The organism is Desulfosporosinus lacus DSM 15449, from assembly GCF_900129935.1.
GTDB lineage: Bacteria > Bacillota > Desulfitobacteriia > Desulfitobacteriales > Desulfitobacteriaceae > Desulfosporosinus > Desulfosporosinus lacus.
In genome coordinates this window covers 129,463-142,656 of record NZ_FQXJ01000004.1, presented here as the reverse complement: position 1 = coordinate 142,656, position 13,194 = coordinate 129,463, and the positions used below count along the sequence as shown (strand labels likewise).

Annotated in this window: 11 protein-coding genes; all 11 read left to right on the top strand. The window is 45.5% G+C overall.

All coding sequences use genetic code 11. The features are described 5' to 3' along the window. Nucleotides 1-58: 58 nt before the first annotated feature. On the top strand, nt 59-1,441 hold the full coding sequence (gene lpdA, locus BUB11_RS05040; RefSeq protein WP_073028346.1) for a dihydrolipoyl dehydrogenase: 1,383 nt from the start codon (nt 59-61) through the stop codon (nt 1,439-1,441). 527 nt (nt 1,442-1,968) lie between these two features. After that, nucleotides 1,969-2,400 (top strand): division/cell wall cluster transcriptional repressor MraZ, encoded by a 432-nt coding sequence (mraZ, locus tag BUB11_RS05035; protein ID WP_200797878.1) that lies wholly within the window; start codon nt 1,969-1,971, stop codon nt 2,398-2,400. A gap of 16 nt (nt 2,401-2,416) precedes the next feature. After that, a complete protein-coding gene (gene rsmH / locus BUB11_RS05030) occupies nt 2,417-3,349 on the top strand; it encodes a 16S rRNA (cytosine(1402)-N(4))-methyltransferase RsmH (RefSeq protein WP_073028345.1) in 933 nt (310 codons plus the stop codon). Between the two features lie 29 nt (nt 3,350-3,378). Beyond that, on the top strand, nt 3,379-3,870 hold the full coding sequence (locus BUB11_RS05025; RefSeq protein WP_073028344.1) for a septum formation initiator: 492 nt from the start codon (nt 3,379-3,381) through the stop codon (nt 3,868-3,870). A 53-nt stretch (nt 3,871-3,923) separates the two neighbouring features. Next, complete coding sequence (locus BUB11_RS05020; RefSeq protein ID WP_073028343.1) at nt 3,924-5,978, top strand: penicillin-binding transpeptidase domain-containing protein; 2,055 nt, start codon at nt 3,924-3,926, stop codon at nt 5,976-5,978. A 98-nt stretch (nt 5,979-6,076) separates the two neighbouring features. Further along, complete coding sequence (locus BUB11_RS05015) at nt 6,077-7,567, top strand: UDP-N-acetylmuramoyl-L-alanyl-D-glutamate--2,6-diaminopimelate ligase (RefSeq protein ID WP_073028342.1); 1,491 nt, start codon at nt 6,077-6,079, stop codon at nt 7,565-7,567. Next, nucleotides 7,548-8,963, top strand: coding sequence for a UDP-N-acetylmuramoyl-tripeptide--D-alanyl-D-alanine ligase (locus tag BUB11_RS05010; RefSeq protein ID WP_073028341.1), 1,416 nt, complete (start codon nt 7,548-7,550; stop codon nt 8,961-8,963). The genes BUB11_RS05015 and BUB11_RS05010 overlap by 20 nt, the downstream gene beginning before the upstream one ends. A 20-nt stretch (nt 8,964-8,983) precedes the next feature. Then, nucleotides 8,984-9,985, top strand: a complete 1,002-nt coding sequence (gene mraY / locus BUB11_RS05005; RefSeq protein ID WP_073028340.1) for a phospho-N-acetylmuramoyl-pentapeptide-transferase — start codon at nt 8,984-8,986, stop codon at nt 9,983-9,985. Between the two features lie 315 nt (nt 9,986-10,300). Beyond that, the gene (locus tag BUB11_RS05000; protein WP_084110161.1) at nt 10,301-10,648 is read left to right on the top strand and encodes a PAS domain-containing protein; all 348 of its coding nucleotides are present in this window, start codon (nt 10,301-10,303) and stop codon (nt 10,646-10,648) included. A 52-nt stretch (nt 10,649-10,700) separates the two neighbouring features. Next, complete coding sequence (gene murD / locus BUB11_RS04995; protein WP_073028339.1) at nt 10,701-12,074, top strand: UDP-N-acetylmuramoyl-L-alanine--D-glutamate ligase; 1,374 nt, start codon at nt 10,701-10,703, stop codon at nt 12,072-12,074. 18 nt (nt 12,075-12,092) lie between these two features. Beyond that, nucleotides 12,093-13,187 carry a stage V sporulation protein E gene (spoVE, locus tag BUB11_RS04990; RefSeq protein ID WP_073028338.1) on the top strand — a complete coding sequence of 365 codons (1,095 nt, stop codon included), beginning with the start codon at nt 12,093-12,095 and terminating at the stop codon, nt 13,185-13,187. Nucleotides 13,188-13,194 lie beyond the last annotated feature (7 nt).

The window sequence follows — 13,194 nt, the reverse complement described above, 5'->3', positions numbered from 1 at the left end:
AGGTAAAGTGATTGATTGAATAGAATAATGGATAATTGAATGGAAGGAGAGAGGTAACGTGGATTATCAGGTTGGTATACTTGGTGGAGGACCTGGAGGATATGTATGTGCTTTAAGAGCTGCCCAATTGGGTTTATCGGTACTGTTGATTGAGGGTGACCGATTGGGTGGTACGTGTTTGAGCCGTGGGTGTATCCCCACTAAGGCTTTGGTGAAGAGTGCAGATTTATGGCGTGAGATAGGACGGGCTGAGGAGTTTGGCTTATTTGTGGGTGAAAAACGGATGGATTACGGGGCTGTAGTCGCTCGAAAAGATCAAGTTGTCAATTCGCTTGTTACTGGTGTGGAGAAGTTGATGAAAGTTGCGAATGTTCGTGTGGTGAAAGGTTGGGGGGAATTCAAAAAAACGGGGCAGATTTCAGTGACGACCGAAAGTGGTGTGGAACATTTTGATGTGGAAAATGTTATTTTGGCTACCGGATCTGTACCTGTTCGTATCCCCATTCCAGGGTCTGATCTCCCAGGGGTAGAAACTAGTGATGAGATTCTTGAGGGGACAGATCTGCCCGAACGCCTGGTTATTATTGGCGGAGGGGTTATTGGTTTAGAATTTGCTTCAATTTATGAGGCTTTTGGAGTGAAAGTAAGTGTAGTGGAAATGCTTCCAAGTCTGTTACCTACGATTGATGAGGAAATCCCAAAGAGGTTAACTCCTTTGTTAAAACGCAGTGGAATGGATATTTTGACGAAGACGGCGGTAAAGCAGATTCGCCAAGAAGGGGAAAGCCTGGTCGTTCAGATTGAGGATGCTAAAGGAGTAAGAGACATTCCTGCCGATCGTGTCCTTTTATCTACGGGTCGCAAGCCGAGTATGAGGGGGATTGACGCAGATAGTTTAGGTTTGGAATTAGACAGAGGAGCTATTAAGGTTAACGCTCAGATGCAAACGAATCTTCCCAATGTTTATGCCATTGGTGATGTCGTCGGGGGAATCATGTTAGCCCATGTGGCTTCTGAAGAAGGAATTATTGCAGTAGAACACATCGCTGGACATTCAGTTGAAATGAGTTACAGAGCTATACCTAGTGCAATTTTCACCCATCCTGAAATTGCTGTAGTTGGCTTTACTGAGCAGGAACTCAAAGCTTCAGGAAAGGATTACAGTGTAAGCAAGTTTCCTTTTTCCGCTAATGGTAAAGCCTTAGCCCTAGGTGAAAGTATTGGAATCGTTAAAATTCTGGCAAATGCTGAAGGAGTGGTTATAGGAGCAAGTATCATGGGACCGCAGGCGAGCACCTTAATCGCTGAATTAGTAATTGCAGTAGAAAAAGGACTTCGAGCCGAGGATATTGCACGGACAGTCCATGCCCATCCGACATTGCCGGAAACCATTATGGAGGCAGCGCATGGAATTGACGGTAAACCATTGCATTTAGCTTAGTCTTTTTGGACTTAGGCTAATAGACTATCTTTAGAAAACATATGTTTGAACAAATCCTTCTTTGGATTTTGGTTAGAGATTAATGAACTCGTTTCAACTAAAGTTGAACAACGAAACATGAACAACGAAACTCGGTGGGGAGTCTGCCCCGCCGAAGCGACTGCAGGGTCTCGCTTCCACTTGTAAAAGTGGGAGTGTTGAGATTAATTGAGTACTTATTGATCATGTTGCAGTAAATACTTGAGCCTTTTGACACACTTCAAATTTGCGGTGTGTCAAAAGGCTCTATTAATTTTCATGCCTTTTAATCGATGTTCAGCTTTAGCTGAACGAGTTCACTAGACGAAAACAGCTATATTGCCTATCTTATTAGGTGGTCAACACTGATTTAATAGGACCTTCCTCCTGTTTTTATGTTTTTTATTTGAAAATGGGAATTTTGTAGCAGGATTATCATCACGAATGGAGAATAGTGGGATGAAGTGGGGTAAAGTGGGGTAGAAAACCACGTCAGTGGGGTGAACGCTATGTTTATGGGGGAATACATTCATACGATTGACGGAAAAGGACGGTTGATTATACCAGTTAAATTCCGGGAGGCCTTAGGTGAACAATTTATTGTGACCAAAGGCTTAGATCACTGTTTGTTTGTTTACCCTCGTGCAGAATGGAACACCTTGGAACAGAAACTGCGTGAGTTGCCGTTTACTCAACCTGATGTGCGTGCGTTTGTTCGTTTCTTTTTTTCCGGGGCAACGGAATGTGAACTGGACAAGCAGGGAAGAATTCTATTGCCAGCTAATTTGCGGGATTATGCGCAATTAGAGAAAGATCTGGTTCTGGTGGGAGTATCAAGCCGTGTCGAGATTTGGAGCCAGACACTTTGGACAGAATACAGTCAGCAAGCAGAAAGTGCTTATGCCAGTGCTGCTGAATCCCTGGTCCAGCTTGGAATATAGAAAGGAACGGATTAATTTGGAGTTTCATCATGTAACAGTGTTGTTAAAAGAGACGGTAGATTCAGTTGTTACGGACCCCGCGGGCAGATACGTTGATTGCACCCTAGGTGGTGCCGGACATAGTCAAAGGATTTTATCAAAGCTTGGACCTTCTGGGAAATTGGTCTGTTTTGATCAAGACGGGCAAGCCATTCGTCATGCAGAAGAAGTTTTTGGGCAGGATGAGCGGGTTACCTTAATTAATCGAAACTTTGAGTCCTTGGAGGAAACTCTAAGAGAATTAGACTTACTTCCGGTTAATGGAATCATATTTGATTTAGGAGTCTCGTCTCCTCAATTGGATGAAGCCGAACGGGGTTTTAGTTATATGCAGGATGCCCCATTGGATATGCGCATGGATCCTTCGGGTATTCTGAATGCACGTGAGATTGTAAATTCGTGGACTGAAGAGGAATTAGCGCAACTTATTTGGGACTATGGAGAAGAGAAATGGTCGAAACGGATTGCGCAATTTATTGTCCAAAATCGCAAGGAACGGCCGTTGGAAACTACAGGGGATTTGGTTCAGGCCATTAAAGCAGCGGTTCCGGCAGCAGTTCGACGCAGTGGACCTCATCCGGCAAAGCGAACATTCCAGGCTATTCGGATTGTAGTGAATGATGAACTAGGGGTCTTGGATAGAGTGTTGGATCAAGCACTTAGTTGTTTGGATCAGGGAGGACGAGTCGGTGTAATTACCTTTCACTCGCTTGAAGATCGCATAGTCAAGGACAGAATGAAATCATGGCTTGGACGGTGCACGTGCCCTCCAGAATTACCGATCTGTCGGTGTGACGCAAAAATGATTGCCAACGTGTTGACAAGAAAACCCATTCTTCCATCAGAAGAGGAAGTAGAGCAGAATCCTAGATCAAGAAGTGCAAAATTACGGGTTGCCGAAAAAATATAACGTCTAAAGCGATAGGAGGAGGAATACCCATGGTAGTGGCGCAGGAAACGGTTGAGTGGCAGGAGGCTTTGACGCAAACCCAGGCCGAGAGAAATCCTCAACCTGTGAGAAAAGGGAAAGGGTACTCTAAGATTAAAAGTATTATGGTTTTGGCATTCATTGTTGGTTTAACTGGTGCAATTGGAGCGGAAACAATTCATCTGACAGTTGTCCAAGGAGCTCAGATTCGGTCCTTAGAAAATGATATTTCCGCAATTAAAACAAGAAATGATCTGCTCCAAATGGAGGCCGACAAACTTCGTTCAGTAGGACGAATTGAGAGTGCAGCTCTAGCCATGGGTATGGAAAAGCCTACGGGGAAAGTGTATATGGCAGGTGTAGTACCTGCGACCAAAATTCAAAAGGGGGCTCCGTTGACCCAAGCCGAAACTCAAGCATCAGAGGCTACAGAGGCTAAACCCTCGACACTTAAACAATTTTCTCAAAAATTTACAAGCTTTTTTGCTTCAACACAACGTTAAGAGAAAGGCGCTTTGGGTACGCGGAGACCCCAGAGAGGTGGGGGTGAGGACTTGTGAGTCCTTATGTCGTCATGCGTAAACGAATCGCTTTTCTTTTTTTGTGTGTCAGTATCTTTTTGGTCGTCTTAATTGTTCGATTGGGTTTCGTGCAACTCAGTCAAGGAGCCGATTTGCGCAAAAAAGCGGATGATTCTCATTTTCGCGGTGTTCCAGTGGCTCCCAAACGTGGAAATATCGAGGATCGTGAAGGGAATGTCCTCGCTATGAGCGTCAGCACTGAAACAGTGTATGCGGTTCCGGCGGAGGTTCGGCAGTCTGGCCGAGCCAAAGAGATGGCAGCAACTTTGTCCCCTCTGCTTGGGAAACCTGCCACAGACATTGAAGCGCGTATTACGAAACGTTCAGCCTTAGAATATGTCCAAAAACGGGTTAGCCCGGAGGTGGCGGCCCAAGTAAGGGCGTTAGCGCTTCCTGGAATAGGAACTACGGAGGATAGCCAACGATATTATCCAAATGGAACCATGGCTGCCCATATTATCGGGTATGCGGGAATTGACAATCAGGGTCTTGAAGGAATAGAGTTGACCAGGGAATCCGAGCTAAAAGGGATTCCGGGAAGTATCCTCCAAGAATTTGGGGCCAATGGAATTCCCTTGCCTCAGGCTGAACATCAGTATTTAGCGCCCAAACAGGGAAACACTGTGAGATTAACGATCGATAAGAATATCCAAGCTTTTGCGGAAAGGGAATTGCAAAAGCTAATGACGGGTCAGGGAATCAATATGAACGGACAAGTGCCTAAGAGCGCATCGATCTTGGTGATGGAGCCTAATACCGGAGAGATGCTGGCCTTAGCTTCTGCCCCGACCTTTGATCCTAATCGATATCAGGAAGCGGACCCTAGCACGAGGCGTAATATTGCTATTCAAAACGGCTATGAACCAGGATCTACCTTTAAGATAATTACTCTGGCGGCAGCTCTTGAAGAAAAGAAAATCAAGCTTGCTGAGCATTTTTTTGATAAAGGCGCTTATACCGTATTGGGGAAGAATGTACGCTGCTGGAAAGCAGGAGGGCATGGTGATCAAACCTTTATGGAAGTGGCCGAAAATTCCTGTAATCCGGGTTTTATCGAAATGGGACAACGTCTCGGAATGGACAATTTCTATAAGTATCTGCGGGATTTTGGGTTCGGTCAAAAGACTGGAATTGAAATGTCCGGAGAAGCACTGGGCATTTTGGCAAATAAAAAAAAGGCCACAGCGTTGGACTTGGCGACTATGTCCATTGGTCAGACGAATAACGTTACCCCTATCCAGCTATTAACTGCAGTTTCTGCAGTGGCCAACGGTGGGACGTTAATGAAACCTCAGCTTGTCAAAGAAATCGTTGGCCCAAGTGGAAGGGTGGTTACCCCCTTTGAAAAAGAAGAAATCAGGCGTATTATCAGTGAAGATACTTCAAAGCTGGAACGCGAGGTTTTAGAATCTGTCGTAACCAATGGAACCGGACGTCGTTCTTTTCTTCCGGGATACCGTGTGGCAGGAAAAACAGGGACTGCGCAAAAGGTACAGAATGGCGGGTACATTCAAGGGGAATATGTTGCCTCTTTTGTAGCGTTTGCTCCTGCTGACAAGCCGAGGTTGGCCATCCTGTGTGTAATAGATGGGGTGCCTTTTTATGGCGGTGTAGTGGCATCTCCTGTAGTCCAGACTGTTCTGCTCGATTCCTTGAGATACCTAGGTGTTAAGCCGGATTCTAAGGCGCCGTTGACACCTGGCAAGCCTATGCCCGGACTTGAATTCCCGCCTATTAAGAAGGCGGCTACCGTTCCTTCTGTCTTAGGTCTGCCTTTAGCCGAGGCGGAAAGGATTTTAGCTCAAGCCGGGTTCAAGACAATGACTGAGGGCCAAGGTGAGGTAGTGCTGGATCAGATTCCTCATGGGGACTCGCAAGTAGAAGCTGAATCCAATATTCTCCTCTATCTGGGGGCAGATGCATCCAAGCCAACTCTCACTCCTTGGTGGGAAGATGCGGATGAGGATATTGAAGCCATTCGCAGTTTAACAGGACGTTTGCCGATTGCAGTCAGTCCACTGGGGCACTAATCGCGGTCCAAGGTCTGTTGAAGGGTTAATTTGTCAATAATATTTTTACGTTAATATTTTGAGTTGAGATATTATAAAGTCGAAAGGAAAGATGAGGAATGCCAACAGCGCACAAATCATTAACAGACATAATCAGCGGAATTGAGATTCAGGCATCTTCGGGGGATTGTCGAGTCATCGTCCGTGGGATGTCAATGGATTCGAGGCTTGTTCAAGCAGGTGATCTTTATGCCTGCGTACCGGGCTTTCAAGTAGATGGTCACGACTTTGCGGCCAGTGCAGTCGCCTCTGGAGCTGTGGCATTAGTTGTGGAGCGGTTTTTGCCACTCGATGTTCCTCAAGTTAAGGTTTCGAATGTGCGCCAAGTTATGGGAACGTTAGCGGCTATTGTTTATAGTCACCCTAGTGAGCAACTGGAGTTGGTAGGCGTGACTGGTACAAATGGCAAAACAACCATTACCTACCTTATTGAGAAAATAGGGATAAAGCAGGGTAAGAAGGTCGGCTTGATTGGAACCCTGGGGTCCCGAATCAACGGTAGAGATATCCCGGGAGACAGAACAACGCCGGAAGCTATTGAGGTCCAAAGACTTTTAGGGGATATGGTTGCTGAAGGAGTAAGCTTGGCAGTGATGGAAGTATCATCTCATGCTTTGGACCTCGGAAGAGTCGCTGGGTGTGAATTTGATACAGGAATTTTCACAAATTTGACACAAGACCATCTGGATTATCATAAAACAATGGAGGACTATCTTTCTGCAAAGGCTCTCTTATTTGCAAATTTAAAGGGGAGTAAACCCCTTAATAAAATTAGTATATTAAATGGGGATGACCCTGCATTTGGGGAATTGAGCAGGGCATCAGCTGCCCCGGTAGTAAGTTATGGGATTAACAATGCTGTGGATTACCGGGCGGAGAATGTTGACGTTACCCCAGAAGGGGTACAATTTCAGGTCCGCTTTAGAGAAAATGTGCAAGATATTTGGTTTTCGACTCCAGGGTTTTTTAGTGTCTATAATGCCTTGGCTGCCTTTGCATGGGGAGTTGAACGAGGGTATCTGCCATCTGCTGTTGCAGAAGCTCTCGCAGAAATTCCAGGTGTTCCCGGACGCTTTGAAAGTGTTCGTCAAGGGCAACCTTTTCAGGTGATTGTGGATTATGCTCATACACCCGATGGTTTAGAGAACGTTGTTCGGACGGCTCGGGATTTTACTGCGGGGAGACTTTTGACGGTCTTTGGTTGCGGAGGCGACCGAGATCGAACTAAAAGGCCGCTCATGGGGAAGGTAGCTTCGCAAGGGAGTGATTTCCTCTTTGTGACATCAGATAACCCTCGTACAGAAGATCCTGATCAAATTATCGAAGAAATTCTAACCGGAGTCTCAGGAGAAGATTATGTGACTTTGCGAGATCGGCGGGAAGCCATTTGGAGGGCTTGCCACCTGGCGAACCCGGGAGATACTATTTTGATCGCCGGTAAAGGACACGAAACTTACCAGATCTTTGGGACTCAGGTTCACCCGTTTGATGACAGGGAAGTAGCACGTGAAGCACTGAGGGGGCTAGGCTATGCGCAATTGGACAGCTGAAGCAGTTGCACGAGTCACAAAAGGGAGTTTAATTGGATACCCAAATTTAGAGGTTCAAGGGTGTATTCTGGATAGTCGTCAAGCCCGGGGGGGAGAAATGTTTTTTGCTCTGCCGGGGGAACGAGTGGATGGGTATGATTATATCGAAGTTGCTTGGAAAAATGGAGCAGTGCTGGCAATCGTAGATGAAACCCGTTTTAAGAGGGCGGAAACGAAGCTTAATGTTCCGGAAGGAAAGGCTCTTTTGCTTGTAAAGTCTGTCTTTATCGCACTTCAAGAACTGGCTCAGAACTGGCGTACAGAATTAAAGGCCAAGGTGGTCGGAGTTACAGGGAGTAACGGAAAAACCACCACGAAGGATATGATCTACGCAGTATTGGCAAAACAGTTTCGAGTCTATCGCAATAAAGAAAATAATAATAATGAATTAGGTCTTCCGTTGACAATCCTTAATGCGCCGCCTGGTACAGAGATTTTGATTCTAGAGATGGGTATGCGCGGCTTAGGAGAGATTAAAAGTCTATGTGAAATTGCAAAACCGGATATCGGGGTAATTACCAATATTGGCACAACTCATTTAGAATTGCTGCTTACCCAGGAACGAATTGCCCAAGCCAAGTGGGAGCTTGTTGAAGCTCTGCCCAATGATGGAATAGCCATAATTAACGCTGAGGATATGTTCTCAGTTCAGAAGGCCAAAGAGGATTCCCATTCAATTTGTTTTTATGGTATTGAAGGTGCTTTTGCAAAGCCAAACATTAAAGGAATTCAGCTTCGGTCTTGGGGAAAATTGGGGACGACCTTCGATGTAAACTATAAAGATCAGAAAATGTCGGCCAATCTGCCGTTGCCGGGTACTCACAACGTATTGGATGCTTTGGCGGCATTGGCAGTGGGTACGGTTCTTGGAGTTTCACTGGATAAGGGATGTATAGGACTGAGTGAGTTGGAATTATCTAAAATGAGGTTGGAAGTCCGACAGGGAGTACTGGGAAGCGTCCTTATTAATGATGTTTACAACGCGAATCCAGTTTCTATGCAGGCCTCTCTGGAAGTACTCAAAGAGCGGGCAAACGGGAACAAGACCTTAGCAATTTTGGGCGATATGTATGAACTCGGTATCTCTGCAGAGTCGGGCCATCGAGAAGTGGGGCGAACCCTCGCAGGTTTAGGAGTAAGCTGGCTAATAACCGTGGGGAGTTTGGCGGCAGAGATTGCACAAGGGGCGCAGAAGGCTGGATATGGTGAGGATCAGGTTACGGTAACGGGATCACATAACGAAGCGGTCGAGAAGGCACTGGATCTGCTCGCGTCGTGGGGTACGGGGACCTGGGTTCTCATTAAAGGTTCACGAGGAATGCGAATGGAAGAGATCACTGCAAAACTTGAAAGATAGAGTAAAGGATGGAATAGCACATGTCTGAGCGTTTGGTCTTGGCGGCAGGATTAGCCCTGATTATCACGTTGGTCCTAAGCCCTTTTTTGATACCGGTCTTAAGGATTCTTAAGTTCGGTCAAAATGTACGCGATGATGGCCCTAAGAGACACCTGAAAAAGGCTGGAACTCCTACAATGGGCGGCATAATTTTTCTTGTTGGCATTATTGTCAGTGCATTGCTTACTGCAGAACAACCCACATCGCTCGAAATGGTGACCTTAGTCGGAATTACACTCGGATTTGGCTTGATCGGATTTGTTGACGATTTTATTAAAGTTGTGATGCATCGTTCTTTAGGCCTTCGGGCCTACCAAAAACTTATAGGGCAGTTTAGCTTGGCTTTCATTCTGATGTGGGTGTCTGTTCATTGGTTAGGACGGGGAACGGATGTGGCAATTCCATTCACATCCATTCACTTAGAATTGGGCTGGTTTTATTACGTCTTTGTTTCATTAGTCATCGTGTTAATGACTAATGCCGTTAATCTCACGGATGGCTTGGACGGTTTAGCCGCAGGGAGCACGATGTTTGCAGGAGTTGCCTATGTCTTGATTGCTCTTTTGGCGGCTATCCATGGGGTTGCAGTTCTGGCGCATGAGACAGATATGGCAGTCTTTGCGGCTGCTTTAGTGGGTGGAACTCTAGGCTTTTTGCGCTTTAATACGTACCCTGCTCGCATATTTATGGGAGATACAGGATCTTTGGCGTTAGGGGGAGCTTTAGCGAGTTTGGCGGTACTAACAAAGAGTGAACTTGTTTTTATAGTAATCGGTGGACTATTCGCAGCAGAGGCCCTCTCTGTGATTATTCAGGTTATTTCGTTCCAAACGACAGGGAAGCGGATTTTTCGCATGAGCCCGCTTCATCATCACTTTGAGCTAGTAGGTTGGAGCGAATGGAAAGTAGTCATTGTCTTTTGGTCTGTAGCGTTGATTTGTGCTATTATGGGAATAATTGGATATATGCCTACGCTGGGTTAGTGAGTAAATTTCCTTAACCATCTTTGGTTGAGTCTTTGCGGGGCTTGGGGTCACAGGGGTAGGGGAATGGATGTTTAGGTTTTTTTGCGTTATGCGAAGCATGAGGGGCTCATAGAAGCTTTGGGACGGTTCTCTTGCTTCCTTCCTACCATGTGAGCATGGTAGGAAGGAAGCAAGTTTGGGGAAAAAATTTGATGGAACTAAGAACCGTCCCCAGGTTGGCGTAATAGCTGCAGCATCCTGAGAATGAGTAAAAGGAACTTGTGTGAGTATGCAATGGCCGCTTACTTTAAATGATTAAAGGAGGTACCTTTTGTGGATAGAGAGAAAATGTTGTCTTATATTTTAGACTCATACCCATATTCTATTGTATTTGTCGATTGTGACCATGTTATTAGATACCTTAACAAAAGGGCAGAATATCATTATTATCAAGAGCGTGGTTATCGTGATTTAATTGGAAAATCAATTTTCGATTGTCATCAGAATCCCAAATCAGTGGAAATGATTAAATCTGTAGTTGAGCAACTTAAGAATCACGCTAATGAAGTCTTTCTGAAGGTTAGTCCGAGAAATGAAAGGATTTATATTGTGCCGGTCAGGGACGAGAATGGAGATTTGATCGGATATTTCGAAAGGTTTGAAATGAATTTACAAAAGTAGAATTAAAGATAATTGGGGAATATATTGGTTTGGAAATGGAGGATAAATTGACGTGGAATGGTTAGATAAACGTGTTCTGGTGATTGGTGGAGGTCTAAGCGGTCAGGCAGCAGTTCGGAAGCTTCAGGGTTTGGGGGCAGAGGTTTTTCTGACAGACAGTCAATCGCTCGAGAAGCTTTCTGGTGTAGAGGAGACAGGGCTTGATGCTAAGCATTTGTTTTTAGGTCAGGTGCCTGAATTAGCTGAGATTAATCCTGAATTGATAATTTTGTCTCCGGGGGTGTCTCCCAAGCTGTCCTTGGTCCAGGAGGGAATTTCTTATAATGTGACAATATGGAGCGAAGTAGAGTTGGCTATGCATGATTGTCCTGCGCTTTGTGTTGGAGTAACCGGTACAAATGGCAAAACAACAACCACAACTTTAATTGGCGAACTGGCCAAGCTGACGGGCAGACCTGCAATTGTCGCGGGTAATATTGGTGTGGCTTTGAGCGGCCAAGTGAAGGGCTTGGAAGATAACAGCATAGTTGTTGCTGAATTATCCAGTTTTCAATTGGAATTTGTCGATAAACTCCATGTTCATATTGGAGTTTTGCTCAACCTTACACCGGATCATTTGGATCGGCATGGCACTTTAGAAAAATACCTCGAGGCCAAAGGCCAAATTTTTAAGAACCAAGGTCCAACAGACTTAGCAATCTTAAATTGGGACGACCCTTTAGTACGTAACTTGGGATCTGAATTAAAAAGCCGAGTCATATATTTCAGTCCGACCACCTTTTTGCAAGATGGGATAAGTCTTTGGCGCGACGAGATTGTCTATGCTGAAAAGGAAAAAAGGACAATGATTCCGATTATTTCCCGAAAGAATCTCCAACTGCGCGGGTCTCATAATCTGGAAAATGTTATGGCTGCGGCTGCAGCGGCGCGGGCATTTGGTCTTTCTTGGACTGAGATTACTGAAGGGCTTGCTCAATTCAAAGGAGTAGAACATCGACAGGAAATTGTGGGTTCTTTCGAAGGGATCCTCTTTGTGAATGATTCCAAAGGAACTAATACGGATGCTGCTAGCAAAGCTTTGTTAGCTTTTGATGAGCCCTTGGTTCTAATTGCCGGGGGAAAAAACAAGGGACTTGATTTTCACGAATTCATGAAAGTTGTTCAGAGGAAGGTGAAAAGCCTGATCTTACTGGGACAAGCGGCGGACGAGATGGAGCAAGCGGCAAAAGACGAAGGGGTTCAGAGGATTATTAAGGTTACCAGTTTCGAGGAAGGGGTAGTGAAAGCGATCTCTGAAGCGATAGCTGGCGATGTAGTTTTATTATCTCCTGCTTGTACAAGTTGGGATATGTTTAAGAATTATGAGCAAAGAGGGGAATTGTTTAAGGAGTTAGTGCGTAGGCATTATAGGGAACCCATTCAATAATAAAAGGGGGATCTATATATGCGAAAGTACCATCGACCAGATTTGGTCTTGCTTGGAGCGATTTTGGCTCTGTTAGGGATAGGTTTTGTTATGGTTTACAGCTCGAGTGCTGTAAGGGGGTACATACAGTACGATGATCCCTATCACTATCTTAAGATGGAGATACTCTGGGTTACGATGGGACTTGTGGCTATGTTTATCAGTACGGTAGTAGATTTGCGATGGGTGCGGAAATTTGCGAAACCCGCCCTAATTTTAGCAATTGTCTTATTGATTGCGGTTAAAATCCCAGGGATTGGGCGCAGAGTCAATGGCGCAGATCGTTGGATCGGGCTTGGGCCGTTGTCGATTCAGCCCTCGGAAGTGATTAAACTCTCGATGGTGTTGATGATGTCCCATTTATTAGCTCTTAATCCGCACAAGATTGAATCGTTTCGTAAAGGGGTTCTGCCAATTCTTGGCTTGATGGGAGTGATAGCAGGGCTGATTATGCTCCAACCCGATCTGGGTACGACCTTAGTGATAGCGGCGACAACATTTTTTATGTTAATTGCTGCTGGAGCAAGGGCGGGGCATATTCTAGCCTTAGCTGGAACCGGTTTAGGATTGGTGGTAGCTGCAATTGCAGCTGCTCCCTACCGAATGCGGCGTATTTTTGCCTTTTTGGACCCTTGGGCTGATCCTTTAGGGAATGGATATCAGACAATACAAGCGCTTTTGGCGTTGGGCCCAGGAGGATTATTTGGATTAGGCTTAGGGCAGAGTCGCCAGAAGTTTCTTTATTTGCCGGAAAATCATACAGACTTTATCTTCGCGATGATTGGGGAGGAACTTGGTTTTGTCGGTGCTTCTTTGGTGGTCTTAGTCTTCTTCCTCTTTGCTTGGCGCGGATTTCGGGTGGCAATGAGGGCCCCAGACCCATTTACGGGCTTTCTGGCAGTTGGAATAACCGCCATGGTGTCTATTCAGGCAATGATTAACATGGGCGTTGTCAGCGGGGTATTGCCAGTTACGGGGATCACCCTGCCGTTCATAAGTTATGGGGGCACATCTCTTGTATTTACAATGTTAGGTGTTGGAGTGTTGCTGAATATTTCAAGGGAAGTAAGGTGACTCCAAG